The sequence below is a fragment of the Rhizobacter sp. P5_C2 genome, from assembly GCF_054049715.1.
Genome location: NZ_JBFULV010000026.1, coordinates 47,293 through 74,220, shown reverse-complemented (window position 1 = coordinate 74,220; position 26,928 = coordinate 47,293). Strand labels below are relative to the sequence as shown.

The window sequence follows — 26,928 nt, the reverse complement described above, 5'->3', positions numbered from 1 at the left end:
CGTCGTGCCCTCGAAGCCCATCGATGCCAGATCCAGTTCCTCGACGAACGCGTCGACCACGCGAACCGCATTGTCCTCGGCAATGAACTCGTCCAGCGACTCAGGCAGCAACGTCACCTGATGCCGATCTTGCCCTTCAACGAACCTGCGCATATCGACTCCTTCTCGATATGCCTGCAAACTCTACGCAGAAGCGGCCGAACGCGGATCGGGGTTTTCACACAGCCTCGGTCGGGTGTCGCCGCTCAGAACCGCTCAGTCGAACAGCGATTCTTGGCAGGAAACGCATCGCATGCGCCGCACCGACACGAACGGGCGCGGGCCGAATGCACGCTCGCAGCAATAGGGGCATCTGGTCTTGGTGAGTTGACGTCCAAGCCAGAGCCAGACAACGGCCCACGTCAACAATCCAAAGGCCATCCCCGGCTCGAAGGTGAAGAGATCGCGCGGCAGCAGATTGAACACCTCACGCAAAGGGACAACAAGCAATGCTCCAGGAATCCACCACAGCAGGTGAAGTGTCCTACGTCGACGTACGAGCGCTTGGAATTTCCTGACTGCCAAAGCCGCGTTCCGTTCGCCATATCCGTGCATGTGTTCTCCAGCTATCGCCCCGTCCTTGCGGCCCGCGCAGGTCCGGCTGTAGGCCGTGATTCACGGTGCTCCCATATTGTGTGATTGCCCCATGAGCATCTTGCCCGAAAGCCGTCGCTGGCGAGAGGCAGCTCATGGCCGACTGCGCCCCTTCGTCCATCGCCCTGGAAGCGGTCGCCCAGCGAGACGGAACGGCGTGCGACCGACTGGTCGCGAGCGACGCGGCGAACATACACTGTCGGCCACATGCCGTCGGTCGAAGGTGTCCGGTTTCAAGGGCCGTACCTTGCAGCTATGATCCCTCGCAGCCTCCACACTTGCTAGCCTTTCCTTCCATGCCAGAGCTTCTTCGCGCCCTTCTCGCTTTAGAGTTCGACTACGCTGGCGGCGAAGGAATTGACTTTGAACCCTTCGATAGCTTTTTGTCGRCTCAGGAGACCCGAGACTGGTTCCGGGCTTGGACTGGGAACGAAGAAGTCGACGGCTCGGATTTCTTGGTATTCGGTCAGGACGGCACCGGCGGATATGCCGCCATCTGGAGCGTACGCAAAGATCTGCCKCTTCTTGACCAGCCGGTCGTCTTTCTCGGCTCGGAAGGAGAGAAAGGCGTCGTCGCGAGCACCATTCATGACTTCCTGTGGCTATTAGCAGGCGGACTGGGGCCCTTCGAGGCCGTCTCGTATCCCGACGAGAGGCCAGAGAACAGTCAGTTTGCGGCGTTCGCGATGGCGCATTCACCCGAATCCAGGAAGTCCGCCCTGCAAGTCCTTTCGCGAGCTAAGGAAACTCTGCAAAACCGGCCCGGGCCTTGCATAGGCAATGGGCATGATCGCCAAGCGAGTTGAGCCGATGAAGCAACTGGGACTGGGACTGAATCTGTCGACCAAGAAGACGCGCAAACGGGAGTTCCTGGAAGAGATGGAGCGGGTGGTGCCGTGGGTGGCACTGGTGCAAATCGTGGAGCCGCACTACCCGAGGGCGAAGACGGGACGACCACCATTCGGCATCGAGACGATGCTGAGGATTCACTATCTGCAGCAGTGGTTCGGGCTGAGCGATCCGGCGATGGAAGAGGCGCTGCACGACGTGCCGCTGTACCGCGAGTTCGCCAAGCTGGACGGGGTGATGGCGAGGTTGCCCGACGAGACGACGATCCTGAGATTCCGGCATCTGCTGGAGCGCCACGACCTGGCGACGGACATGCTGCGCGTGGTCAACGACATCCTGCAAGCCAAGGGTCTGCTGATGCGCACAGGCACGGCGGTGGACGCGACGTTGATCAACGCGCCGAGTTCGACCAAGAACCTCGAGGGCGAGCGCGACCCGGAAATGAAGCAGACCAAGAAAGGCAACCAGTGGTACTTCGGCATGAAGGCGCACATCGGCGTGGACGCCGAGTCGGGCCTGGTGCATACGGTGGTGGGCACGTCGGCCAACGTCAACGACATCAACGTGGCCGGCGCGTTGCTGCACGGCCAGGAAGAGATCGCGTTCGGGGATGCGGGCTACCAGGGCGTTCACAAGCGAGCCGAGGCGCAAGGGCCTGAGTGGCATGTCGCCATGAGGGCGGGCAAGCGCCGTGCGCTGAACACGTTCCTGGCCAGCGGCTTCAAGCGCGAGCAGATCGAGCAACTCAAGGCCAGCGTGAGAGCCAAGGTCGAGCACCCGTTCCGGGTGATCAAGCGGCAGTTCGGCTACACGAAGGTTCGATACCGAGGGCTTGCCAAGAACACTGCGCAGATCGTCACGCTGTTCGCGCTGTCGAACTTGTGGATGGCGCGAAGAAAGTTGATGGCCGCGGGATGAGTGCGCCCGCAGTGCGCTCGATGGCCGCATCGAACGGCCCAAACGATCCGGTGCGGCCGCGACGCCGGGCTTCTCTACTGCTTCAGCGGGACAGCAAACTCGCATCCTGCCTCCTCGGCATCACCGGCGCGCGTCGCGGCGGTTATGCAGACCATCCCTAAGGCCGAGTTTCCGGATTTCGAGGGGTGCATTGATGCGCTCTGCCGCTGAGGATCACCACGGTCGTGCACGGCCAGGAGCGGAAGGCCCCAATGACAGCTTTGCAGCCGCATGGGCTTTGGGGGGTTTGATGCGTCGGATCAGTTGTAACCCGTGCCGCATTTGTCGGATTTTTTAGTAGCCTGGGCGGGACTGCAAACTGGGATAAATCGCTGATGAATCAAAGGATTGAGACCGCATGCCGCGATGTTGTTATTCGGACAACGCCGATGTTATGCAGCAGCTTCTGTCTCCCCATAACACGTTAGGCCTCATAGCGCATGAGCACACATCAGAATGAATTCCTAGAGAAGCTGAAGCGCCGAACCGCACAGGCTGCAATAGGCCCATCGTCCCTACGGAAGCAGGGTGCACCCAAAGTCATTGCGATCGCAAGAAGCTTTCTTGGAAGAATCAATCTTTCAGAAGTAGGTCAACTTACCGCCGAAAGTTTCTCGCCATGGCTCGATAGAACCACCGAGTCTCTCAAAGAGGCATTTCCGGCCAATGCTAGAAATTGGGGAGCGGCACGGAAAGCAATAAATCTCTTTCTTAGAGACGTCGTCTACAACACCGATCTGGCTGCGCATTTCAATCTCGGTCACCTCCGAGAACTGCTTGAAGTGCCCTTAGACAAAGATGTTGGTAGTGCACTTCTCGAAGCCTCCCCAAGAATTGCTCTGCCAAAATGGCCAAGGATTAAACATCTGGGACCAGCAGTCAGCGCCGCTTACCAGCAGGCCGCGTCTTCGGCAGCGCTCGAGCGCGGTGTTTGTAGGGTAGATCTCGATGTCTACTATTGGCGCCCGAAGAGCGAGGCGGAAGAGTGAGGCCTAACCCTTCAATCAACCGGACATCGTCCGGCAAGCCGGGCGCTGCCGGTTATCTCAAACGTTGAACGGCAGCTTTAGGGCGATTCATCAGTCCTGGTGCTACTTCCGCTCAGGGTCGATAGTGCCAGTTCGCGCAGGCGCACAGCGGACGTTCAACCCAACCCGATCCGCTGGCGGCACGACGCGATGACGAGCGTCCGACGGTGCCGCGTCGCTTGGCCGATCGTTCGGAAATCTCCGGAGCGCTGTAGCGACCGCATTGAGACAGCAAGCGGCCGGTCAATAGCTCGAAGCGACCGACTGCAACCGCTGCAAACCGGACATGCGGGACGCCACGGCGAGCGAAGTCTTCTTGATCTCGACCGTCGCGTAGAGAACAGCGTAGATTCGGAATGCTGTGGACAGAGCTTCAGAGCAGAACACCCCGATGCATCATTGGGGTATGGGCCGACAGGTCCCTGGCCGGCGGGGTCCGTCCGGCCGCAGAGGAGGGAGCTGGGTCGTCGAGCGCAGGGGAGAGGGGGGCGGCGGAATCGTTCACGATCGAGATGGCGGCGCTGGGGGCCTTTCGGCCAAGGCGCGCACCTTACCATCGACGACTGCCCGGACCTCCGTCTCGAAGCCACCCCATCCCGCTAGGGCACGTCGCGCTTGGCGAAGATGCTTGCCATCTCCGCCGCGTTCTCGGTTCCCCAGGTGCACAGGGGAACGATCGCGTTGGCCAGGCTGCGACCGAGCGGGGTCAGCGTGTAGTCCACACGCGGCGGCACCTCCTTGTAGTCGTTCCGCGCGAGCACGCGATCAGCCTCCAGATCCTTCAATTGCTGGATCAGCACCTTGTCGCTGACGCCCTGGGTCAGGCGCTTGAGTTCGCCGTAGCGCTTCGGGCCGTCGCGCAGGAAAAACAGGATCAGCGGTTTCCACTTGCCCGAGATGACGCGCAGTGTCGCGTTCAGCCCGCAGCCGGTGTCGCAGATTTCAGGAGGCGTCGTCATTTTTAGGTACTTACCAAAAAGTGCATACTTGTCCTTAGGTTATCAGAACTCCATAGTTGTCCTCAGGCAAGCATTTCTCCAGCTTTCCTGCAACGCAACCAAGGATCTCTGACATGACCAGACTGAATGGAAAGACCGCCGTGATCACCGGCGGCGCGACCGGCATCGGCTTCGCCGCAGCAAAGCGCTTCATCGAGGAAGGCGCCTTCGTCTTCATCTACGCCCGCCGACAAGAATCGCTCGATGCCGCTGTGGCCAAGCTCGGACCCAATGCCCGCGGGGTGAAGGGCTCGGTCTCCGATGAGGCAGACCTCGACCGGCTCTACGCGGCAGTGAAGGCCGAGCGCGGAACCCTCGACATCGTGCTCGCCAATGCCGGGGCGGGAAGCCAGGCTCGGCTCGGCGAGGTCACCGCCGAGCACATTGACGAAACCTTCGACACCAATGTGAAGGGCACCATCTTCACGGTCCAGAAGGCGCTGCCGCTGATGGGCAAGGGCGCTTCGATCATCCTGACCGGATCGAGCGCCGGCACCACGGGCGCCCCGGGAATGAGCGCCTACAGCGCGAGCAAGGCGGCAGTGCGCAACCTGGCGCGGACCTGGGCGGAGGACCTGAAAGGCACCGGCATCCGGGTCAACGTGCTGTCGCCCGGGGCGACGGCGACCGAACTCGCGAAGCAAGCGCTGGGCGAGGAAGGCCAGAAGGTCTACGCCGCGATGACGCCGCTCCAGCGCATGGCCGATCCGGCGGAGATCGGAGCGGTGGCTGCCTTTCTCGCGTCGTCGGACAGCAGCTTCATGACCGCCAGCGAGGTTGCCGTCGACGGCGGCCTGGCGCAACTCTGACCCGCTGAACCCAAGGAGAACACATATGAGCTACGCAATCATCGGCTTCGGCAAGATCGGCCACGCTCTCGCCAAGGCGTTTGCCCGCAATGGCATCGAAGTAGCCGTTGCAACCACGCGCGCCCCGGAAAGCTTTGCATCCGCTGCCGCCGCGATCGGACCCCAGATCATCCCCAAGACACTGGCGGAAGCCGTCAAGGCGGACGTCATCTTTTTGGCAGTCCGTTTCGAGTCGCACCCGGATGTCGCGAAGGCGCTGCCGACCTGGCAGGGGAAGACCATCATCGATGTGACCAATGCCTATGGCGTGTCCCCTGAGGCACTGGGAGGACAGCCTTCTTCAAAGGTTGTCGCGCAGGCCTTCACGGGTGGGAGACTGGTCAAGGGCTTCAACCATCTGGTCGCTACTGTCCTTGACCAGGATCCTGCCGTGCATGGTGGCAGGAGAGTCGTGTTCCTGGCGAGCGACGATGACGGCGCCGCAGCGGAGATTGGTGCGCTTGCTGAAAATCTCGGCTTCTCGCCGATCAAACTTGGCGGGCTGTCAGAAGGTGGACTGCTTGTGCAGGCGCGCGGAAACAGCTGGGGTCAACTGATCTTCAAGGACTTGGTCAAGTTCGCCTGATGAATCGTGATCGCTAGTTCCGATGCGAACCTGCCTTGTGGACATTGGCAGCCACGGTTTGATTGAAGCGAGGGTATGCCGGCGGTAACCGCGATCACGAAGCCGTCGATGCAGGACATGCCTTTACTCCGGAGGCCGGCAACGTTTCAGCGCATGGGTCACTTCGCCTCGTAGTGGTCGTTCACGTAGGTCATGGGGATCCACCGGTAGCCTGTGCCATCGCGGCGCAGATGGCCGACGCCGGGGAACGAGATGTGGTCGGCCGCGACCCAGTACCGGCCCTTGACCGCGTCGGCGAACGCCTTCTTGCGCGTTGCTGTGGCGGCTCTGGGATCGACGTCGAAGACGATCGTCACGCCCGGGTCGGGCATCTGAACTTCGGCCACGTGAACCAGGTCGCCCCAGAACACCAGCTTCTCGCCCTTGCTCTCGAGCGCGTAGAACGTGTGGCCCGGTGTGTGGCCCGGAGCGGGGATGGAACGGATGCCGGCGAACAGCTCGGTCGCGCCGGAGAACGTCTTCACCTTGCCCGCATCGACATAGGGCTGCACCTTGGCCGAAGCCTCGTCGAAGTACTTCTTCGCGGCATCCGGCGCCCGGGCGCGATTCTCGGGATTCAGCCAGTACGCGACCTCCTTCTGCTCGATGTGGACCGTGGCGTTGGGAAACACGATGCGCTTGCCATCCATCAAGCCACCGGTGTGGTCGGTGTGGATGTGCGTGATCAGGATGTCGGTGATCTGCTCCGGGGTGACGCCCACCGCCTTGAGACTGGCCTCGAGCTTGTTCAACGTCGGGCCGTAAAGCTCGCCGGTGCCGGCGTCCATCAGGATCAGGCGGTCGCCCGCCCGGATCAGGTAGGCGTTGACCGAGGCATCGACCTCGGTCGTCTGATACATGTCCGCCAGGCGCGACGCCACCTCGCCGGGCCGGGCGTTGGTGAGCAGCTTCAGCGTCGGGATCGGCAGCGTGCCGTCGGAGAGCGCCGCGACCTCGAAGTCGCCGAGCTTGAAGTGGTAATAGCCGGCTTGATAGCGGCTCACCTTGGTCGCAGGCGCCTCGGCCGCGGATGAGACCGTGGCGACCAAGCTGGTGGCGACAGCGGCGGCCAGGAAGGCCGCAAGGAGTGTGCGTTTCATCGTGGAGGCTCTGTTAAGTGGTGAAAGGCACTATAGTTATCGCCATCCGGTTGATAAAGACTGAGATCACGATTTCACAATCAATAATATGGAAACAATGATCGACAACCTGGTCGAGCTGACGATCTTCGACAAGGTCGCCAGTGCCGGCAGTCTCACGGGGGCCGCGAACGAGCTGGGCCTGTCTCTGGCAGTGGTCAGCAAGCGCTTGGCCAGCCTCGAGGCGCGCATGGGCGTTCGCCTGCTCAACCGGACCACACGGCGGCAATCAATGACGCAGGAAGGCGAACGCTTTCACCTGCATTGCGTGCGCATCCTTGCGGAGGTGCAGCAGGCCGAGGCGGTGATGCAGCACAGCCGCACCGACATCAACGGACACCTGCGGGTGACGGCGACGCGCATGCTGGGTACGCGCTATCTCGCAGTGCTGGCGGCGCAGTTCCAAGCCATGCATCCGGCGTTGAGGATCGAGCTCGTCTTGAGCGACGACGTCGTGGATCTCGTGGAGCAAGGCATTGACCTGGCGCTGCGCTTCGGGGTGCTCGACGACTCGACGATGACGGCACGCCACATCGCCGACAGCGAGCTCGTCCTGTGCGCCGCGCCGGACTACTTGCGGCGCTTCGGCTCTCCCGACACGCCTGCTGCACTCTCAGCGCACAACTGCATCCTCTACGGCACGCGAAGCACGCGGCACTGGCTCTTCCAGCACGAAGGCAAACCGGTCTCGGCCGAGGTGAACGCGACCTTCCTGTGCAATGACGGCAACGCGGCCAAAGCGCTCGCGCTCGCCGGCGGTGGGATCTTTCTCAAGTCGATATGGGATGTGGGCTCGGAACTGAGGGATGGAACGCTGGTGCGCGTGCTGGGGCGATACAGCATCCCCAGCGCACCGCTGCATGTCGTGTACCCGCATGCATTGCATCTGGCCCCGCGAGTACGCCACTTTGCCGACTACGCTCTCAAGAGTCTTCGAAGCGAATGGGAGCTGCTTGCCGACAAGGCCTCCGCGGGGGATCGCTCTCCGATTGAGGTTTGACTCTGAGAGGACTCTTGCTTGTTCACGAACCGTTTGCCAGCTCTTTGACTTGCCGTCATTGGCCTGGCGGCCGGATCCGTTACTGTCGTCGTACTCCTCTGGCCAGTCTTCACAGGTTCGTTCCAGGCGCGGTCAGCTGCTGCTGCCCTTGAGCTTGCTGACGACGAACAGCAGCACGATGGCGCCGATGACCGAGGCGATCCATCCGGCCGGCTGCCCCACCGAATACCAGCCTATCGCCTGGCCGACGAAGCCAGCGATCATCGAGCCGGCGACGCCCAGCAGGCAGGTCAGGATCCAGCCCATCTTCTGCTCGCCTGGCAGCAGAAAGCGCGCGATCGCGCCGACGATCAGCCCGACGAGGATGGTGCTGATGATGCCCATGGTATTGGCTCTCTCGTGTGATGGATGTTGAAGATCCTGCCAGACCGAGCATGCCACAAGCCCGCGAACGGACGGGCGTGTGTTGATGGCTTTCGCGCCTCGCTCGGCAGCCGAATCGCAGCACCGGCGGAATAGCGGAGGGTCAGGGACATCGTATCGAGCCCCTGTAGAGTGAGGGCGCGCGGCCGTTCGATGGACGCAGCCCGGCTGCTCTGCGCCGTCGGTTTGTTGAGGTGAGTCAATTGGACAGACTGGAAGCGATGGCGATGCTGGTTTCTTCCGTCGAGGAGGGAAGCCTGTCGGCGGCCGCCAGGAAACTGCGGATTCCCGTTGCCACGCTCACGCGCAATGTCAACGACCTGGAGGCGATGGTCGGCACGAAGCTCCTCGTTCGAACCACGCGCAAGCTCTCGCTGACGGATGCGGGGGCCGACTACGTTGCCGCGGCAAGGCAAATTCTCGAACAGGTCGATGAGCAGGAGCGTCGCGCCTCCGGCGAGTTCACGAACCCACGTGGCGAGCTCGTCGTGACAACGCCGGTGCAGGTGGCGCGGCTGCGGGTACTGCCCGTCATCCATCAATTCCTTGCGCAGTTTCCCGAGATCCGCATACAGCTCCTGCAATCCGACCGCAACATCGACCTCGTCGACTCCCACGCGGATGTCGCGGTGCGGATCGGCCGCCTGCGCGACAGCAGCCTGGTGGCCACGCGGGTCGGGCTGTTGCGCGTCGTGGTGGTGGCCAGCCCGGCGCTTTTGGAGAAGCACGGCGTGCCGCGCAGCCCCGAGGATCTGCGAGGCTACCCTCGCGTCGTGTTCAACAGCCCGTTCCTGTCGCCGTGGCGCTTTCGCCATCCGGAAGCCAGCGAGCTGCACACGATCACGGACACACCGCGATTGCTCGTGTCGTCGCCAGACGCAGCCGCCGATGCCGCCATCGACGGCGTGGGCGCGACGATGCTGCTCGAGCACGACGTGGCAGAGGCCGTGCGCGCCGGGAAGCTCCGATTCATCCTGCAGGAGTTCGAGGTCGACCCGATCCCGGTGCATCTCGTCCACCTGTCGCGCGACATGATGCCGGTCAAGCTCCGCCGATTCATCGACTTCGCCGTTCCACAACTTCGCGAGGCATTGGCAGACTTCGGACGCATCCCGTCGCCTTGAGAAGTCGCGCGCTTCGACGGTGCCGCACTACTTTTTCAGGAGCTCCGCCGCCTTGGCAACACCCGCCTGCGCGCAGACCTCGTCCTTGTCGCCACCGGGCGAGCCGCCCACACCAAGTCCGGCGATGGTCTCGTCGCCCACCTCCTTGGTGTGGATCACCGCGTGGTCGCCGGGAGAAATGCGCATTTCATTGTTCCTGTGAGGTCATCAGAACGGGGTCAGGCCAGGTGCCTGGCGAAGAACGTGAACGTGCGATCCCACGCCCTCTGCGTCCACACCGGGTCATGGTGCGTCTCCGCGATCCGCCCCTCGCCCACCGCCTGCTCGTTGCCGAATGCGTGGTGCGCCAGGTAGTGGTGGAAGTCGTGCTTCACGCCGGCGGCTGTCAGCTTTTCCACCAGGCCGGCCACCAGCGCCAGCGGAAAGAACTKGTCCTGGTCGGCCCAATGGCCCTGCAGCGGAACCTTGATCTTGCCGGCGTCGAGGTACTCCAGCGGCGGGCAGCCGTACCAGGTGACGGCTGCGTCGAGCTCGGGCACGTTGGCGGCGGCCAGCAGCGTCAGTGCGCCGCCCATGCAGAAGCCAACGCAGCCGACCTTGGCGGCGCGGGTCTTCAGGAACTGCACGGCGCCACGCACATCCTGGGCGGCGGCGGAGCCGAAGTCCAGGCCGTCCATCAGGTGGTGCGCCTCCTCCTTCTCGACCGTGCTCTTGCCGCGGTACAGGTCGGGCACCAGCGCCAGGAAGCCGGCGTGGGCCAGGCGGTCGGCGACGCCGCGGATCTGGTCGTTCAGGCCCCACCATTCCTGGATCACCACCACCGCGGGTGCGCCTTGCGGCTGCGCCGGCTCTGCGAGGTAGCCCGGCAGCTCGTGGCCATCCGGGCGCTTGAATTGGATCGTCGTTCCCATGGTGGTCCTCAAAACTGGGTCAGGCCGCCGTCGACCACGAGTTCCGTGCCGGTCGTGTATGACGAGTCGTCGCTGGCGAGGAACAGCACGGTCTTCGCGAGTTCCGCGGCATCGCCGAAGCGCTTCAGGCCGATCTTCTGCGTGACGCCGGCGGCGACCTCCGACAGCACGTTGTCGGGCAGGCCGATCTTGCTGTAGAAGGGTGTCGCGATGGCGCCCGGGCTGACCGCGTTCACGCGGATGCCGCGCGGCGCCAGTTCTGCGCCCAGGGTGCGAACCAGCGAGCGCGCCGCAGCCTTGGTCGCTGCCAGGATCGACAGGCCCGCGAAGCCGATCGTGTTCAGGAACGACGTCGTCACGATGATGCTGCCGCCCTGAGCCATCACCGGCGCCGCCTTCTGGATCGTGAAGAACGTGCCGGTGAAATTGAGCGCGAGGTTGTCGGCAACATACGCTTGCGTCACCGCCTCCAGCGGAGCGACCGTGGTCGCGCCGGCGTTGGCGAACAGGACGTCGATGCGACCGAACCTGGCGCGCGCCTCTTCGACGGCACGCTCGATGTCGGCCACCTTGCGGATGTCGGCACGCACCAGCAGCGCCTTGCCGCCGAGTTGGTTGCCGGCCGCGGCCAGGCGCTCTGCGTTCGAGCCGACCAGCACCACCTGGGCGCCCTCGGCCTGGAACAGCTTCGCGGTTTCCAGGCCGATGCCCGACGTGCCGCCAGTGATCAATGCAACTTTGTTCTTGAGCTTCATTTCAGGTAGTTCCCATGGTTGAGTTGAATGACGAAGGAGACGTTTCGGTCGATCGCTTCGCATGGGATGAATCATGTGTCTCGCCACTCGGAAGCGGAATGAGCTGAATGCGAGCAACATCTGCTCGGGAAACGGCGAGATGGTGAACTCGTCGAAGACTGATGCGGCGGTCAGCGGGACGTCGAGCGCTGGGCCAGGTGGCGATACACGGTGCTGCGATGAACGCCGAGGCGCTTTGCGGCCGTGGCGACGTTGCCATGGCATGCCGACAGCACCTGGTCGATGGTGTTCTCGACGACGTCCGAGAGTGCGGGCTCGACCTCGACGAGGCGGTGCTGCGGATCCTGCGCCGTTGTCGCAACGAAGCGATCCGGCAACTGGTCGACGCCGAGGGTGTCACCTTCGTCGGCCAGCGCAACCATCGCGCGCAGCATGCTGTTGAGCTCTCGCACGTTGCCGGCCCACGCATGCGCGTCGAGCCGGTCGAGCGCCGCCCGGTCGATGGAAAGCCGCTTCGCTTGCGCCAGCTGGCCGAACAGGCGCTCGATGAGGGCGCGCCGGTCGCGCCGCCGGCGCAAGGGCGGCACGGCCACGCGGTAGCCGTCGACGCGGTAGAGCAGGTCGGCCCGGAAGGCCCCGACCGCGCTCATCTGCTGAAGATCGCGGTGAGTGGCGCAGACGAGGTCGAAGTCGACGCGGATGCCCGGCCCGCCACCGAGCGGCACGACGGTGCGCTCCTCGAGCACGCGCAGCAGCCGCGTCTGCAACAGCAGCGGCATGTCGCCGATCTCGTCGAGGAACAGCACGCCGCCCGACGCCTCGCGGATGCGCCCCGGCATGCCGCGCCGGCGCGCGCCGGTGAAGGCGCCGGCCTCGTAGCCGAACAGCTCGGCCTCGATCAGCGTCTCCGGAAGTGCCGCGCAGTTGACCGCGACGAACGGTCCCTTGCTGCGTCGCGAGGCGTGGTGGAGCGCACGGGCGAACACCTCCTTGCCGCTGCCCGTCTCGCCGGTGACCAGGATCGGCAACCCGCCATCGAGGACCTTGCAGGCGAGCTTCAGCAACGGGGCGACATCGTCCATCGCGGGATGCACCTCGGCCACGCGCGTCGCAGGCGGCCGGCTCGGCGCGCGCCATGTCGCGCCGCGAGCCGTGCGCTCGACCGTCGCGGCGATCTGTCGGCCGTCGGGCAGCGTCAGCAGGCCTGCCCGGCTTTCGAGCTGGGACCAGCGCATGCCGATCAAGGCCTCGACGGATTGATCGAGCAGGCCGCCCCAGGCGGTGCCGAGCAGTCCGAGCGCGACCCGATTGGCCGCGACGATGCGGCCGTCGTCGATGACGACCAGCCCCTCGCGCGCGGTGCCCAGCAGGCCGGGCTTGGCGTGGAAGCGCAGCAGGTGGCCGCTGGCTTGCGCGAGCATCAGCCGGTGCTCGACCTGCTGCGCCGCCATGCGCACCAGGCCCAGCGTGTGGTCATTGACCTGCGCCGCCTCGCCCGAGATGTCGATCACGCCGGCGATCTCGCCGCGGCCGGTGAAGATCGGCGAGGCCGCACAGCCGATCGCGCCGTTCTGCGGCAGGAAGTGCTCGCCGCCCAGCACCATCAGCGACTGGCGCTCCAGCAGCGCGGTGCCGATGGCGTTGGTGCCGCGGCTCGTTTCGGACCACTCGACGCCAGGCGCGAGCGCGATGCGCTGCGCCTTCGGCAGGAACTCGGGGCTGCCGATCTCTTCGAGGATCAGGCCCGACGGGTCGGTGAGGATCACGACGCAGCCGGCGCTCAACGCGTGCTCGGTCAGGCCGTCGAGCTCGGGCTGCGCGCACGCCAGCATCTGCATCGATTGCTCGCGGCGTTCGCGCAGGTGTTGCAGCAGCACCGGTTCCGGCTCGACCGCGGCCTGGTCGACGCTGCGGCAGCGTCGCCACGAACGGGAGATGTGAGGCGCCAGTCCCTCGGCATCCGACAGGTCTCGGCCCTGCATGAAGAACAGATCGCGGGCGTGCTCGATCCGCAACGAAAGCGCCTGCGCCTCTTTCATGCCTGTCTCCGATCTCTGTCTTCGATCTTGCTGGCGTGTCGCAGCACGCAACATGCCTTGCGACATCGTCGCACGGATGTGTCGCAGATCGCGAATCCCGACCCGCGCGTCCGGTTGTGACATGCGCGCCGATGGCATCACCCAGCCGCTCAGGCCGGACGCTGCAACCTGGGTGCGGCGCGGGTTCGGGTAAGCACCGACCCGATCGGGTACGTGCGTTGCAGACCTTGCCCTGCGGCATCGCAGTGGGCGACGCCGACCACACCCAGATCGGAGACGCAAAGATGGACAAGCTCGACCCTGGCAAGTTCGGCACCCCGGTGGCCTTCAAGAAGCGCTACGGCAACTACATCGGCGGCGAGTGGACGGCGCCTTCCGGCCGCCAGTACTTCGAGAACATCACGCCGGTGACCGGCCTGCCGTTCTGCGAGATCCCGCGCTCGACCGCCGAAGACATCGACCGCGCGCTCGACGCCGCGCACAAGGCGAAGACGGCCTGGGGCAAGACCTCGACGACGGAACGCGCCAACCTGCTGAACAAGATCGCCGACCGCATGGAGGCCAACCTGCCGATGCTGGCCGCGGCCGAGACCTGGGACAACGGCAAACCGATCCGCGAGACCACGGCCGCCGATCTGCCGCTGGCCGTCGACCACTTCCGCTACTTCGCGTCGGCGATCCGCGCGCAGGAAGGCGGCATCAGCCAGATCGACAACGACACCGTGGCCTATCACTTCCACGAGCCGATCGGCGTGGTCGGCCAGATCATCCCGTGGAACTTCCCGATCCTGATGGCGGTGTGGAAGCTGGCACCGGCGCTGGCCGCCGGCAACTGCGTGGTGCTGAAACCGGCCGAGCAGACGCCGGTGTCGATCCTCGTGCTGATGGAGACGGTGGCCGACCTGCTGCCGGCCGGCGTGCTCAACGTCGTCAACGGCTTCGGGCTGGAGGCGGGCAAGCCGCTGGCGTCGAGCAACCGCATCGGCAAGATCGCCTTCACCGGCGAGACCACCACCGGCCGGCTGATCTCGCAGTACGCGAGCCAGAATCTGATCCCGGTGACGCTGGAGCTGGGCGGCAAGTCGCCCAACGTGTTCTTTGCCGACGTGATGGAGAAGGATGATGCCTTCTTCGACAAGGCGCTCGAAGGCTTCGCGATGTTCGCGCTGAACCAGGGCGAGGTCTGCACCTGCCCGTCGCGTGCGCTGGTGCAGGACTCGATCTACGACCGCTTCATGGAGCGCGCGATCCAGCGCGTGGCGGCCATCAAGCAGGGCAGCCCGCTCGACCCGTCGACGATGATCGGTGCACAGGCCTCGAGCGAGCAGCTGGAGAAGATCCTGTCGTACTTCGACATCGGCCGGCAGGAAGGCGCCAAGGTGCTGATCGGCGGCGAGCGCAACATGCTGCCCGGCCAGCTCGAAGGCGGCTACTACGTGAAGCCGACCGTCTTCGAGGGCCACAACAAGATGCGCATCTTCCAGGAGGAGATCTTCGGGCCGGTGGTGTCGGTCACGCGCTTCAAGGACGAGGAAGAGGCGCTGTCGATCGCCAACGACACGCTGTACGGGCTCGGTGCCGGCGTGTGGAGCCGCGACATGAACACCGCCTTCCGCATGGGGCGCGGCATCCAGGCCGGGCGCGTGTGGACCAACTGCTACCACCAGTACCCGGCGCATGCGGCCTTCGGCGGCTACAAGCAATCGGGCATCGGGCGCGAGAACCACAAGATGATGCTCGACCACTACCAGCAGACCAAGAACCTGCTGGTGAGCTACAGCGAGCACAAGCTCGGGTTCTTCTGAGAGGCCCCGAGATGCAAGCGAGCACCGAGGTCCTGCGCGTGACGGCCACCGACGCGGCGCTCGAACTGATCGAGCGGCTGCAGGTGAAGCACGGCCCGCTGATGTTCCACCAGTCGGGCGGCTGCTGCGATGGCAGCTCGCCGATGTGCTACCCGCACGGGGAGTTCATCGTCGGCGACTACGACCGCCTGCTGGGGCACATCGGCGGCATGCCGTTCTACATCAGCGGGCCGCAGTTCGAGTACTGGCAGCACACGCAGCTGATCATCGACGTGGTGCCGGGGCGGGGCGGGATGTTCTCGGTGGAGGGGCCGGAGGGGCTGCGCTTCCTGACCCGCTCCAGGCTCTTCACCGACGAGGAGTGGGCGGTGCTGGACGACGCCGAGCCGCTGCAGCCATGAGCTGCGGCCGACGGGCGAAACCCGTCGGTCGCCAGCTCGATGGATTGCCTTACTTGCCAGTCTCCGCGTAGGCGAGACGCGCTGCCGTATGAGCCTTCAATCGCTCCGCAGCGCCGGGCTTCCTGAGCTTCACGTCGCGCTTTGCGCGGTGAACGTTGTCGCGGAGAACATGCAGTCTCGCTCGATTGCGCTGTGCTTGAATGGCCATTCGTTTCTCCAGTGGTGAGGGTGCAGGGTAACTCACCGTCGTTCGGCACTTGTCCTACGGCGCAAGCCGTCGCGCTCCTATGGCAGGCGCTGCCGGGGTTTTCGATGATCGCCGCATGGCCATCGCAACGTCGAAGAACGGCGCCCCTTCCGCCGAACCCTCCCCGGGCAGGAAGCCATCGTGGTGGAAGACCCTCGGCCCCGGCCTGATCACCGGCGCGGCCGACGACGACCCGAGCGGCATCGCCACCTACACCCAGGCCGGCGCCCAGTTCGGCTACGGCATCGGCTGGACGGTGCTGCTGACCTTTCCGCTGATGGTCGGCATCCAGCTCGCCAGCGCGCGCATCGGCCGCATCACCGGCAAGGGCCTGACCGAGAACCTCGCCAAGCTCTGCCCCGCGTGGCTGGTGAAGGGGCTGGTCTCGCTGCTCGTCGTCGCCAACGTGATCAACCTCGGTGCCGACCTGAACGCGATGGCCGACGCGCTCGCGCAGGTGCTGGGCGGCCCGGCGGCGCCCTATGCGATCGGGTTCGGCCTGCTGTCGCTCGGGCTGCAGGTGTGGCTGCCGTACCAGCGCTACGTCGGCATCCTGAAGTGGCTGACGCTGAGCCTGTTCGCCTACGTCGGCGTGGCGTTCGCCGTGCACGTCGACTGGCGCACCGCACTGCACGGCGCGCTGCTGCCGCAGATCCGCTGGAGCAAGGACTACGTGACGACCATCGTCGCGATCCTGGGCACCACGATCAGCCCCTACCTTTTCTTCTGGCAGGCGGCCCAGGAGGTCGAGGAGATACACCGCGTGGCCGAGGACCAGCCGCTGCTGCGCGCGCCGGCCCAGCGCGCGGCGCAGTTCAAGCGCCTGCGCCTCGACACGATCGTCGGCATGGGCTTCTCGAACCTGATCGCGTTCTTCATGATCGTCGCGAGCGCGGCCACGCTGCACCAGCAAGGCATCAGCCACGTCGAGACGACGACCCAGGCCGCGGAGGCGCTCAAGCCGATCGCCGGCAACTTCGCGTTCGTGCTGTTCGCGGCCGGCATCATCGGCACCGGCCTGCTGGCGCTGCCGGTGCTCGCCGGGTCGGCGGCCTACGCGGTGGCCAGCGTGGCGCGCGTGCGCAAGGGGCTGGACCAGCCGCTGCACCTCGCCAAGGCCTTCTACGGCATCCTGGCCGCGGCGATGGCGGTGGGCGTGTGCATCAGCATCGCCGGCTTCAACCCGATGAGTGCGCTGTACTGGTCGGCCGTCGTCAACGCGGTGATCGCGGTGCCGATCATGGTGGGCGTGATGATCGCGTCGTCGACGCCGAAGGTGATCGGCACGATGCCGCTGGGCCGGGTCTGGCGCGTGCTGGGCTGGGGCGCGACCGTCGTGATGGCCGCCGCCAGCGTCGCGATGCTCGTGGCCTCGGTCCTCTGACGGGCGGGGCGGCGCGGTGGCCGAGTCCCGGGTCGCGATCTACGGTGCGATTGCCGCCAACGTGGCGATCGCGATCACCAAGTTCAGCGTCGCCGGCATCACCGGCAGCTCGGCGATGCTGTCGGAAGGCATCCACTCCGGCGTCGACACCTTCAACGGCGTGCTGCTGCTGGTGGGCCTGCGCCTGAGCCGGCGGCCGGCCACCGAGGAGCATCCCTTCGGCCATGGCAAGGAGCTGTACTTCTGGAGCCTGATCGTCGCCGTGCTGATCTTCGGGCTGGGTGGCGGCATCTCGTTCTACGAGGGCGTGCAGCATGTGCGGAACCCGGTTCCGTTGAAGGATGCGGGCTGGAACTACGTGGTGCTGGCGCTGGCCTTCGTCTTCGAGGGCGCGAGCTTCCTGGTCGCGTTGCGCCAGTTCATGAAGCTGGCGGGCAAGACGCCGTTCTGGGAGGCCTTGCACCGCAGCAAGGATCCGACCACCTACACCGTGCTGGCCGAGGATGCCGCTGCATTGATCGGGCTGCTGATCGCGGCGGCCGGCATCGGGCTCAGCCATCGGCTCGACATGCCCGAGCTGGATGGCGCGGCCTCGATGCTGATCGGCGTGCTGCTGTCGGGCGTGGCCGTGCTGCTGATTGCCGAGTCTCGCGGCCTGCTGATCGGCGAGGGCATCCGGCCGGAGACCGCCCGGGCGATCCGCAAGCTCGCGCTGTCGCAACCCGGCGTGAGCGGTGTCGGGCGCATCCTGTCGATGTACATCGGCCCGGACGAGGTGCTGGTCACGATGGATCTCGACTTTGCCCCTGGCGTCAGCGCGGACTATGCGGCCGCTGCCACCACGGCCTTGCAGAGCCAGGTGCGCGCGGCGTACCCGACAATCAAGCGCTTGTTCATCGAAGCTGCCGCCATGCCATTGCCCAGCACCACAGAGCCCGGCTCTGCCACGCAATGACCGCCCGCCGCCCGATCGCCGGGCGCGTCGAAGTCCGCGGCGCCCGCGAGCACAACCTGAAGAACGTCGACGTCGACATCCCGCGCGATGCGCTGGTGGTGTTCACCGGCGTGTCCGGCTCGGGCAAGTCGTCGCTGGCGTTCGGCACGCTCTACGCCGAGGCGCAACGCCGCTATTTCGAATCGGTCTCGCCGTATGCACGCCGGCTGATCGACCAGGTCGGCGTGCCGGCGGTCGACTCGATCGAAGGCCTGCCGCCGGCGATCTCGCTGCAGCAGCAGCGCGGCACGCCGAACGCGCGCTCGTCGGTCGGCAGCGTCACCACGCTGTCCAGCCTGGTCCGGATGCTGTACTCGCGCGCCGGCAGCTACCCGCCGCGCCAGCCGATGCTCTACGCCGAGGACTTCTCGCCCAACACGCCGCAAGGCGCCTGCCCCGAGTGCCACGGGCTCGGGCGGGTGTTCGAAGTGAACGAGAAGACGATGGTGCCCGACGACTCGCTCACCATCCGCGAGCGTGCCGTCGCCGCGTGGCCCACCGCGTGGCAGGGGCAGAACCTGCGCGACATCCTGGTGACGCTCGGCCATGATGTCGACACGCCGTGGCGAGACCTGCCAAAGAAGGTCCGCCACTGGATCCTCTTCACCGACGAGCAGCCGACCGTGCCGGTCTACGCCGGTTTCACGCCGGCCGAGACGCGCGCGGCGCTGCGGCGCAAGGCCGAGCCGAGCTACCAGGGCACCTTCATCGGCGCACGCAAGTACGTGCTGCAGACCTTCGCGACCACGCAGAGCGCGCTGATGAAGAAGCGCGTGGCCCGCTTCATGGTGGGCAGCCCGTGTCCGCTGTGCCATGGCAAGCGGCTCAAGCAGGAGTCGCTGTCGGTGACCTTCGCCGGGCGGGACATCGGCGAGCTGTCGCGGATGTCGCTCGACGACCTGGCGCGCGCGCTGGCATCGGCCGCGCCCGACCTGCCGGAAGAAAAGCGCATCGCGGCGCAACGCATCGCCGCCGATCTGGTGGCGCGGATCGCGGCGATGCAGCGGCTCGGCCTGGGCTACCTGTCGCTCGACCGCAGCACGCCGACGCTGTCGCCCGGCGAACTGCAGCGCTTGCGGCTGGCCACGCAGATCCACTCGAACCTGTTCGGCGTGGTCTACGTGCTCGACGAGCCTTCGGCGGGACTGCACCCGGCCGACAACGAGGCACTGATGCAGGCTCTCGATCAGCTGAAGCAATCGGGCAACTCGATCTTCGTCGTCGAGCACGACCTCGATGTGATGCGGCGCGCCGACTGGCTGGTCGACGTCGGCCCCGATGCCGGCGCGCAGGGCGGACGCGTGTTGTACAGCGGGCCGCCCGAAGGCTTGCGGAAGGTCCGCGGATCGCACACGGCGCGCTACCTGTTCGAGGAACCATCGACCGGAAAGCGCCCGACGCGCGACGCGGCGGACTGGCTGGTGTTGCAGGGCATCGAGCTGAACAACCTCGCGGGCGTCGACGTGCAGTTTCCGCTGCGCTCGCTGACGGCGGTCACCGGTGTCTCGGGGTCCGGCAAATCGAGCCTGGTGACGCAGGCCCTGGTCGGGCTGGTGAATCAGCACCTGGGCGACGAACCGCCTCCCGCCGACGAAGACGTCGACACGCTGCAACTGGATGGCGCCGTCCAGGGCAAGGGCCGCATCGTGTCCGGCCTGCAAGGCATCAAGCGGCTGGTGCAGGTCAACCAGCGCCCGATCGGCCGCACGCCGCGTTCCAACCTGGCCACCTACACCGGACTGTTCGACCACGTTCGCAAGCTGTTCGCCGGCACCGCGGCGGCACGCTCGCGCCGCTTCGATGCCGGGCGGTTCTCGTTCAACGTGGCCAAGGGGCGTTGCGCGACCTGTGAAGGAGAAGGCTTCGTCAGCGTCGAGCTGCTCTTCATGCCGAGCGTCTACGCGCCGTGCTCGACCTGCCACGGCGCGCGTTTCAACGACGCCACCTTGAAAGTGCACCTGCGCGACAAGACCATCGCCGATGTGCTGGGCATGACGGTCGACGAGGCGCACGCCTTCTTTGCCGATGACGCGGCCGTCGCCCAGCCGTTGGCCTTGCTGAGCGACATCGGCCTGGGCTACCTCCGGCTGGGCCAGCCTGCCACCGAGCTGTCGGGTGGCGAGGCGCAACGCATCAAGCTGGCCACCGAACTGCAGCGCGCACAGCGTGGCGATGCGCTCTACGTGCTCGACGAGCCCACCACCGGGCTGCATGCCGCCGATGTCGACCGCCTGATGAAGCAACTGCAGCACCTGGTGGACCGCGGCAACACCGTCATCGTCGTCGAGCACGACCTGCGGGTCATCGCCGATTGCGACTGGGTGATCGACATGGGGCCGGGCGGAGGCGCCGCGGGCGGCCGYATTGTTGCCAGCGGAACGCCGCGGGAGCTGGCCGCGAACACCGGGAGCCGGACGGCGCACTACCTGCGGCAACGAGCGGAAACCAGGGCGTCGTCGAACATCAATCGGGTTGGTAGGTCAGCGTGATGAAGGCCGATCGCGGAATTTCGCTGATGGAGGTGAAGCCCTGGTATTCGGCGTGCCCTCGATTGAAGGCATCTCGAACGCCGAGGGTCAGTTGGAGATCCGCACGCGCCTTCCAGTTCAGCACGATGTCCGTTGCCGTATAGGCCGGGATCAGCGGCGCAGGAAGTTCGCCCACATGGCGCACCGAGAGGCTCATGTCCAGGTGGTCCCCCAGACGGTGCAGCGACCTCAGCGACCATTGCGACCGGGCGTCATTGCCAAGGTTGCTCGGGCCGGTCGGATCGGTGCTGCCGGGTTCGAGGCGCAGGTTCTTGTCCAGCCACAAGCCACCCAGGTCCAGGCGCCAGATGGCGGCGGGCTGCCAGCTGCCCCATGCTTCGATGCCACGCACCTGGCCCTTGATCCGGTTCTCCAGCTCGATCGATGACCCGACGAACTCCCCGCTGCGCAGCCTGTGATAGTCCTGCACGAAGCCGGTGATCGAAAAAGAGGCACTGGAACTCCCCTGGATCCTGTAGCCCAGTTCGGCCACATTGGCGATCTCGGAGTCGAAATTCGGCCCCCCGGCGAACACGTAAGGCGGCTTGGGCGGCGCAAAGATGTCCCGGTCGAAGCGTGCAGGCGAGCGGACGGCTCTCGACAGCGCGGCCCAGACCAGGCCGGCGTCAGGCAGCTTCCACCCCAGGCGTGCGCTCGGGAGCGCCTCCCAACCGGTGTAGGCGTTGCGCTCCATCCTCAGGCCCAGGGTGAGTGCAACGTCCTCGGTCAGGCCGATCTGGTCCTGGGCGAAGGCGCTGTACCACTCGAGCTGTCGCTCGGTCGGTTGAAATGAAAAGATCAGGCCCGGCTCGGAGCGCGACGAGGCATGCCGGTAGCCCGCGCCGGCCAGCCATTGATGCACGCCGTCGACACGCAGGAATTTTCCTTCGACGTCGACGATGTCGGCCGCCTCCTGCAACAGGTACTTGTCCGTGCGCTTGGTGCGATCCACATACGCTTGGACGTCGAACTCGCTGTTGCGCGCCAGTTGCCGAGTCCACTGCCCCCGGACATTGCTGCCCGACAGGTCGACGGCGCCGGCGACGGGCCTGTCATCCGTGGTGCCGGTGTAGGCATTGGCATCGATCGCCACAGCATCGCCGTGCTGCTTCCAGTCGGCTCTCAAGCCGGCGAAGGTTCCGGACGATGCATCGCCCTGATCGCCTCCGGTGCGCAATTCGCTGGCATCCCGCTTGAAGCTCCTGACGTTGCCTCGCACCGCGAGGCTGTCCGAGAGGCTCGATCCGAACCGGACCGTGGCCGATCTTTCCAGCGTGCCCGCGGTGGCAGAGGCCAGGACCCCTTGCGTCTTCGCGGCCGGCAGCGTGACCACGTTGATGACACCGTTGACCGCGTTGGTTCCCCAGGTGGCACCGGCCGGACCGCTGATGACCTCGATGCGATCGATGTTGCCGGGGACGAAGTCCTGAGCGTCCCAGAAGACGCCGGAAAACAGGGGCGAGTAGATGGTGCGCCCATCGACCATCACCAGCAGCTTGTTGGAAATGTTGCCGTTGAACCCCCGGGCGGAGATCGCGTATTGCCTGGCATCGATGGCGGCGACTTGCAGGTTGGGGGCCAGGCGAAGTGCCTCGGGCAGCGACAAGACACCGGCGCGGCGGATCTCGTCCCCGCTGATGACGTAGATCGACGCGGCCGCCTCCGACAAGGGCTGATCGCGCCGCGACACGGACGAGACCGTGACGTCGCTCAATTCCTCGAGGCTCAGGCTCAGCAAGCCGTCTCCCGCGCGATCGGCAGCCGACGCGGCCGAGGTGGCGATCAGCAGGCTCACGCCCAATGCGACGGTCGCGGCAGCTCCCGCTGCCATCCACCGTGCCGACAGCCCTGCCATCCTCTGCAGGGATCCTGACTTCATGAATGAGGCTCGCATGGCATTCCCTCCACGAAAAATGCCGGGCACGCAGGCTCGACAGGCCCGCCGAGACCCCCTACTCTAACGGCATGGTTTCCCGCCGTGTCCTGCTGCGTCGAGCGTTGGAACTGGGCGCGTCGATGCTGCCGCTGGCTTCCGCGGTGGCGCAGGGCATCAGGTCCGCGGGCGAAACCCAGATCAAGGCTGCGTACCTCTTCAAGTTCCTGGCCTTCACCGAATGGCCGACGCGGGCCTTCGACGGGCGGGAGGCGCCGCTCGTGATCGGCGTCATGGGCTCGGAGGCGCTCATGCAGGAGCTTTCGCAGACGGTCGCCGGCCGAGCCGTCGCCGATCGCGCCGTGTCGGTACGCGAACTGCGCACCGGCGATTCACCGACGGGCCTGCATGTGCTGTTCGTCGGGCGGGCCGCTGCGCACCGGCTGAGCGCCGTTCTCGCCGCTGCCAAGGGCCAACCCCTGCTCACGGTGGGCGAGGCCGAGGACGGCCAGGCACAAGTCGTCGCGATCAACTTCGTGGTGGTCGACGAGAAGGTGCGGTTTGACATTCTTCCCTCCGCGGCGGAGCTGGCCGGCCTGAAGATCAGTTCTCGCCTGCTTGCCGTGGCTCGCAAAGTGACTACGGGCTCTTGACGATGAAGCAGGCCCGATCGCTGCGCACGAAATTGATGGCGGTCGTCCTGTTGACGACCTTCGTTGCCTTGACGACGGCGCTGGTGGCCATGGTGGCGTACAACCTGCGCGAATACCACCGCGGCTCGATCGCCGACCTTCGGACCCAGGCCGAGCTTCTGGCCAGCACGATCGCGCCGGCGCTTGCCTTCGATGATCCGAAGGTCGCGGCCGAGAACCTGGCGCTGATGCGTTTTCGCAGCCAGGTCCGTGCGGCGGCGGTCTATGACGCGTCGGGTAAGCTGTTCGCGAGCTGGGCCGACAAGCCGGAAGGGGCACGTTTCCCGGCCCGTCCGGGCGCCAATGCAGAGCTGGTGGAAGGCCGCGACCTGGTGGCCTGGCGGCAGATCGTCAGGGGCGGCGAACTGCTGGGCACGGTCTACCTGCGCGCCGACCATGCGCTGGTCGAGCGGATGATCGACTACGCCGGCATGGCACTGTCCGTGGCCGCACTGGCCATGCTGTTGGCCTGGGCGCTGACGCGCCGGCTGCAGAGCATCGTGACGCGGCCGATCCTGGCCATCGCGAGCGTGGCGCGCGAGGTCGTGCTGGAACGCGACTACTCGCGGCGCGCGCAACGCATCAGCGACGACGAGGTCGGCACCCTCGTCGATTCGTTCAACCGGATGATGGATGTCGTCGAGCAGCATGCGATGGAAGGCCAGCAGGCGCTCGTGAAGATCGAACTGGAGGTCGAGCATCGGCGCGAGGCGCAAAAGGAGGTCATGCGCTTCAACGAGCAGCTCGAACAGCGGGTGGGCGAGCGCACCGCCGAACTCGAAGCGTCGAATCTCGAGCTCGCCATGGCGACCGAGACAGCCGAGAAGGCGAATCGAGCCAAGTCGGAGTTCCTGTCCAGCATGAGCCACGAGCTGCGAACGCCACTGAACGCCATCCTCGGGTTCGGGCAGCTGCTGGAAGCGAACTCGCAAGCGCTGCCCGAGGCCAAGCGGGTCGAGTTCACGCAGCAGATCCTGAAGGCCGGCCGGCATCTGCTGAACCTCATCAACGAGATCCTCGATCTGGCGCGCATCGAATCGGCCAACATGATGTTGTCCCTCGAGCCCGTGGGCCTGGCGGAGATGCTGCAGGAATGCGAAACCATGATGGGGCCGTCGGCGAACCAGCGCGGCATCCGGATGTCATTCCCGCAGCAGGTGTCGGTGAGCGTGATCGCCGACCGCACGCGGTTGAAGCAGGTGCTGCTGAACCTGCTGTCCAACGCCGTCAAGTACAACCGGGACGGCGGGGCCGTGGTCGTCGAGTGCGGACTGGCGGCGCCGGAGTGGGTCTGGATTTCGGTGACCGACACCGGACGTGGCTTGCAACCGGAGCAGGTCGCCGCGCTGTTCCAGCCGTTCAACCGCCTGGGACAGGAGGCCGGCAACGTCGAAGGAACCGGCATCGGCCTCGTGGTGACCAAGCGCCTCGTCGAGATGATGGGAGGGCAGGTCGAAGCGAGCAGCAAGCCGGGCAGTGGCAGCTCATTCCAGGTCCGGCTGCGGGCTGCGCAAGCAGCGTCGTTGCAGTCCGCAGCGTCGGACATCGCCCGGCCCGAAATGCCTGTCGCCGCTTCTCGCACGATCGCCGTACCGCTGTTGCTGCATGTGGAGGACAACCCGGCCAATCTGCAACTCGTCAGTGAAATCGTGGCGCTGCGGGGTGACATCGAACAGATATCGGCGCCGGACGCCCAGCTGGGGATCGAACTGGCACGGGCGCACCTTCCGCAGATCATCCTGATGGACATCAACCTGCCGGGGCTGAACGGCAGCGATGCATTCCACGTGCTGAGTTCGGATCCTCGAACGGCGCACATCCCCGTCATCGCGGTGACAGCCAACGCGATGGCGGGCGACGTGGCCCGCGGCCTGGCGGGCGGCTTCTTCCGCTACATCACCAAGCCGATCGCCGTGGACCAGCTGAACGAGGCCATCGACAGTGCGCTCGCCTTCGTCAGCCGCCGCTCCTCGTAGGGCTCAGGCGACCACCGGTGCCGCGCGCAGCTTCCTGATGGCCGCGACGAACTGCGGCTGGAAGCTTCGCGTGGCACCGTTCGGGAATTCGATGGTGACGCTGAGCGCGTCGGCCGCCTTCACCGTGCCGACCCCATGGCGGCGCGTGCGCACCGGTTGCCCGAGCGCGAACGCGGGCAGCTCGATCTGCGGCGGCGGCTGCGCGTCGTCCGGTGCTTCAGCCTCCGCCGCCTCGTGGCGGGCCAGGCGCGCGCAGTTGTCGCAGGTGCCGCAACGCGGATGCTCGGCCGAAGGCTCGAAGTGCGCCAGCAGCAGTTGCCAGCGGCAGCGCCCGCTCTGCGCGTAAGTGACCATCGCTTCCAGCGAGGCCCGGTCGCTCTCGGCCTTGTGACCGTAGCGCTCGGCGATCTTCACCAACGCGGCGAGGTCGACGGGTGCCGCAGGATCGATGAGATCGTGCTGGCGCAGCACGTTCAACGCGACCTCGAGCTTGCGACGCGGGCGTTCGATGGCATCGAACGCGGTGTCGAGTTCGGCCTCGTCCCACGGCCCCTGGCGGGAGCGCAGCAACTGCAGCACGGCCTCGAAATCCTGCAGCTGCGGGTAGCGGCCCGACAGGAAGAACTGCTGGACGGAGCGGTCGCTGTCGGAGAAGAGCAGCGTGCACTCGGCAGGCAGGCCGTCGCGGCCGGCACGGCCCGACTCCTGGTAGTAGGCGTCCAGGCCGGGCGGGATCTGGTGGTGCAGCACGAAGCGGATGTCGGGCTTGTCGACGCCGAGGCCGAAGGCGTTGGTGGCGACCATCACGCGCACGCGGCCTTGCATGAACGCATCCTGCTGCTCGTGGCGCTGGCTGGCGGAGAGGCGGCCGTGGTAGAGGCCGACCGATTCATCGGCGGCTTGCAGCGCTTCGAAGACCTCTTGTGCTGCCTTCACGGTGGCGACGTAGACCAGGCCGCAGCCTTCGGTCGCGCGCACCAGGGCCAGCAGGCGCGAGAGCTTGTCTTCGGCACGGCCGATGGCCTCGGCGCGGTAGTGCAGGTTGGCGCGGTAGACGCCGGTGCCGATGACGCCGGCGCGCGGGATGTCGAAGAGGTCGACGATGTCGTCGATGACCCCCTGCGTGGCGGTGGCCGTGAGGGCGAGGACCGGAGGGCGGCCGAGGGATTCGCGCAGGCTGCCGAGCTGCAGGAAGGCCGGCCGGAAATCGTGGCCCCATTGCGAGATGCAGTGGGCCTCGTCGATGGCGAGCAGCGAGACGCCGCGGGCGGCGAGGCGGGCGCAGAAGTCGGCATCGGCCAGGCGCTCGGGGGTGGTGAAAAGGATCAGCGGGTCGTCGGCGACCAGGGCCTGCTCGGCGCGGGCGAGTTCGGCGGCGTTGCAGGCGCTGTGGAACTGCACGGCGCCGATGCCCAGTTGGGCGAGGCCGTCGCACTGGTCCTTCATCAACGCGATCAGCGGCGAGACCACGACGGTGAGGCCGCCGTTGACGACGGTGGGGAGCTGGTAGCACAGGGACTTGCCGGCCCCGGTGGGCAGCACCGCCAGCGTGGAGAGGCGGCGCATCACGCGGTCGATGACTTCCTGCTGCCCGTCGCGCAGGCGCTTCAGGTGGAACTTCTGGCGCAGCGCGCGCTGGATCGGGGCGGTGCTGGGCGTGCTGCGGGGGCGGGGCATGGGGGCTCGTGTCGCGAAGGTG

24 protein-coding genes and 1 pseudogene are annotated in these 26,928 nt (G+C 66.0%); 14 read left to right on the top strand and 11 right to left on the bottom strand.

Going from position 1 to position 26,928, the window contains the following annotated elements:
- Positions 1-153: pseudogene (locus ACXJLU_RS12250) on the bottom strand (IS5/IS1182 family transposase); the annotation flags it as partial.
- Between the two features lie 102 nt (positions 154-255).
- Positions 256-594: a hypothetical protein gene (locus ACXJLU_RS12245; RefSeq protein WP_457331201.1), complete on the bottom strand. Its 339-nt coding sequence runs from the start codon at positions 592-594 to the stop codon at positions 256-258.
- 335 nt (positions 595-929) lie between these two features.
- On the opposite strand from ACXJLU_RS12245, the gene ACXJLU_RS12240 reads away from it, so the two are divergent.
- From ACXJLU_RS12240 to ACXJLU_RS12230, 3 genes are all read left to right on the top strand, one after another.
- Entirely contained in the window at positions 930-1,439 is a 510-nt protein-coding gene (locus tag ACXJLU_RS12240) for a hypothetical protein (protein ID WP_457331199.1), read from the top strand.
- A gap of 4 nt (positions 1,440-1,443) precedes the next feature.
- Entirely contained in the window at positions 1,444-2,400 is a 957-nt protein-coding gene (locus ACXJLU_RS12235; RefSeq protein WP_457331207.1) for an IS5 family transposase, read from the top strand.
- Between the two features lie 479 nt (positions 2,401-2,879).
- Complete coding sequence (locus tag ACXJLU_RS12230; RefSeq protein WP_457331197.1) at positions 2,880-3,428, top strand: hypothetical protein; 549 nt, start codon at positions 2,880-2,882, stop codon at positions 3,426-3,428.
- Between the two features lie 638 nt (positions 3,429-4,066).
- Here ACXJLU_RS12230 and ACXJLU_RS12225 read toward each other — a convergent pair.
- The gene (locus ACXJLU_RS12225) at positions 4,067-4,426 is read right to left on the bottom strand and encodes a winged helix-turn-helix transcriptional regulator (RefSeq protein ID WP_457331195.1); all 360 of its coding nucleotides are present in this window, start codon (positions 4,424-4,426) and stop codon (positions 4,067-4,069) included.
- 113 nt (positions 4,427-4,539) lie between these two features.
- On the opposite strand from ACXJLU_RS12225, the gene ACXJLU_RS12220 reads away from it, so the two are divergent.
- Positions 4,540-5,274 (top strand): SDR family NAD(P)-dependent oxidoreductase, encoded by a 735-nt coding sequence (locus ACXJLU_RS12220; protein ID WP_457331193.1) that lies wholly within the window; start codon positions 4,540-4,542, stop codon positions 5,272-5,274.
- Positions 5,275-5,299: 25 nt separating this feature from the next.
- Positions 5,300-5,899: an NADPH-dependent F420 reductase gene (locus ACXJLU_RS12215; protein WP_457331191.1), complete on the top strand. Its 600-nt coding sequence runs from the start codon at positions 5,300-5,302 to the stop codon at positions 5,897-5,899.
- Positions 5,900-6,057: 158 nt separating this feature from the next.
- Here ACXJLU_RS12215 and ACXJLU_RS12210 read toward each other — a convergent pair whose 3' ends face one another.
- On the bottom strand, positions 6,058-7,038 hold the full coding sequence (locus ACXJLU_RS12210) for an MBL fold metallo-hydrolase (protein WP_457331189.1): 981 nt from the start codon (positions 7,036-7,038) through the stop codon (positions 6,058-6,060).
- Between the two features lie 88 nt (positions 7,039-7,126).
- Here ACXJLU_RS12210 and ACXJLU_RS12205 point away from each other — a divergent pair, with 88 nt between their 5' ends.
- Entirely contained in the window at positions 7,127-8,077 is a 951-nt protein-coding gene (locus ACXJLU_RS12205) for a LysR family transcriptional regulator (protein WP_457331187.1), read from the top strand.
- A gap of 132 nt (positions 8,078-8,209) precedes the next feature.
- Here ACXJLU_RS12205 and ACXJLU_RS12200 read toward each other — a convergent pair whose 3' ends face one another.
- On the bottom strand, positions 8,210-8,461 hold the full coding sequence (locus ACXJLU_RS12200) for a GlsB/YeaQ/YmgE family stress response membrane protein (protein WP_073466262.1): 252 nt from the start codon (positions 8,459-8,461) through the stop codon (positions 8,210-8,212).
- Positions 8,462-8,703: 242 nt separating this feature from the next.
- Here ACXJLU_RS12200 and ACXJLU_RS12195 point away from each other — a divergent pair, with 242 nt between their 5' ends.
- Positions 8,704-9,624: a LysR family transcriptional regulator gene (locus ACXJLU_RS12195; RefSeq protein ID WP_073466260.1), complete on the top strand. Its 921-nt coding sequence runs from the start codon at positions 8,704-8,706 to the stop codon at positions 9,622-9,624.
- A gap of 27 nt (positions 9,625-9,651) precedes the next feature.
- Here the strand turns inward: ACXJLU_RS12195 and ACXJLU_RS12190 are convergent, their stop codons facing one another.
- Genes ACXJLU_RS12190 through ACXJLU_RS12175 form a run of 4 tightly spaced genes read right to left on the bottom strand, consistent with a single transcriptional unit; the run spans position 9,652 to position 13,329 of the window.
- Positions 9,652-9,810 carry a hypothetical protein gene (locus tag ACXJLU_RS12190; protein WP_457331184.1) on the bottom strand — a complete coding sequence of 53 codons (159 nt, stop codon included), beginning with the start codon at positions 9,808-9,810 and terminating at the stop codon, positions 9,652-9,654.
- A 32-nt stretch (positions 9,811-9,842) separates the two neighbouring features.
- On the bottom strand, positions 9,843-10,535 hold the full coding sequence (locus tag ACXJLU_RS12185; protein ID WP_457331182.1) for a dienelactone hydrolase family protein: 693 nt from the start codon (positions 10,533-10,535) through the stop codon (positions 9,843-9,845).
- A gap of 8 nt (positions 10,536-10,543) precedes the next feature.
- A complete protein-coding gene (locus tag ACXJLU_RS12180) occupies positions 10,544-11,410 on the bottom strand; it encodes an SDR family oxidoreductase (protein ID WP_457331180.1) in 867 nt (288 codons plus the stop codon).
- A 50-nt stretch (positions 11,411-11,460) separates the two neighbouring features.
- Entirely contained in the window at positions 11,461-13,329 is a 1,869-nt protein-coding gene (locus tag ACXJLU_RS12175; RefSeq protein ID WP_457331178.1) for a sigma-54-dependent Fis family transcriptional regulator, read from the bottom strand.
- Positions 13,330-13,613: 284 nt separating this feature from the next.
- On the opposite strand from ACXJLU_RS12175, the gene adh reads away from it, so the two are divergent.
- From adh to uvrA, 5 genes are all read left to right on the top strand, one after another.
- Positions 13,614-15,134: an aldehyde dehydrogenase gene (gene adh, locus ACXJLU_RS12170; protein WP_457331176.1), complete on the top strand. Its 1,521-nt coding sequence runs from the start codon at positions 13,614-13,616 to the stop codon at positions 15,132-15,134.
- Positions 15,135-15,145: 11 nt separating this feature from the next.
- Entirely contained in the window at positions 15,146-15,535 is a 390-nt protein-coding gene (locus ACXJLU_RS12165) for a DUF779 domain-containing protein (protein ID WP_457331174.1), read from the top strand.
- Between the two features lie 323 nt (positions 15,536-15,858).
- Positions 15,859-17,166, top strand: a complete 1,308-nt coding sequence (locus ACXJLU_RS12160) for an NRAMP family divalent metal transporter (RefSeq protein WP_457331172.1) — start codon at positions 15,859-15,861, stop codon at positions 17,164-17,166.
- Between the two features lie 16 nt (positions 17,167-17,182).
- Positions 17,183-18,121 (top strand): cation diffusion facilitator family transporter, encoded by a 939-nt coding sequence (locus tag ACXJLU_RS12155; RefSeq protein ID WP_457331170.1) that lies wholly within the window; start codon positions 17,183-17,185, stop codon positions 18,119-18,121.
- Positions 18,118-20,649 carry an excinuclease ABC subunit UvrA gene (uvrA, locus tag ACXJLU_RS12150; protein WP_457331168.1) on the top strand — a complete coding sequence of 844 codons (2,532 nt, stop codon included), beginning with the start codon at positions 18,118-18,120 and terminating at the stop codon, positions 20,647-20,649. Before ACXJLU_RS12155 ends, uvrA begins: the two co-directional genes overlap by 4 nt.
- Here uvrA and ACXJLU_RS12145 read toward each other — a convergent pair.
- On the bottom strand, positions 20,624-22,483 hold the full coding sequence (locus ACXJLU_RS12145) for a TOL_0244 family TonB-dependent receptor (protein WP_457331166.1): 1,860 nt from the start codon (positions 22,481-22,483) through the stop codon (positions 20,624-20,626). The two genes, uvrA and ACXJLU_RS12145, sit on opposite strands and share 26 nt — an antisense overlap.
- Before the next feature lie 170 nt (positions 22,484-22,653).
- On the opposite strand from ACXJLU_RS12145, the gene ACXJLU_RS12140 reads away from it, so the two are divergent.
- Positions 22,654-23,214 carry a TOL_0243 family YfiR-like periplasmic protein gene (locus ACXJLU_RS12140; RefSeq protein ID WP_457331164.1) on the top strand — a complete coding sequence of 187 codons (561 nt, stop codon included), beginning with the start codon at positions 22,654-22,656 and terminating at the stop codon, positions 23,212-23,214.
- A 2-nt stretch (positions 23,215-23,216) separates the two neighbouring features.
- Complete coding sequence (locus ACXJLU_RS12135) at positions 23,217-25,229, top strand: sensor histidine kinase, YfiR-like protein-associated (protein WP_457331162.1); 2,013 nt, start codon at positions 23,217-23,219, stop codon at positions 25,227-25,229.
- Between the two features lie 3 nt (positions 25,230-25,232).
- On the opposite strand, the gene ACXJLU_RS12130 is transcribed toward ACXJLU_RS12135, so the two are convergent.
- Positions 25,233-26,906, bottom strand: a complete 1,674-nt coding sequence (locus ACXJLU_RS12130; protein WP_457331160.1) for a RecQ family ATP-dependent DNA helicase — start codon at positions 26,904-26,906, stop codon at positions 25,233-25,235.
- Positions 26,907-26,928: the final 22 nt, after the last annotated feature.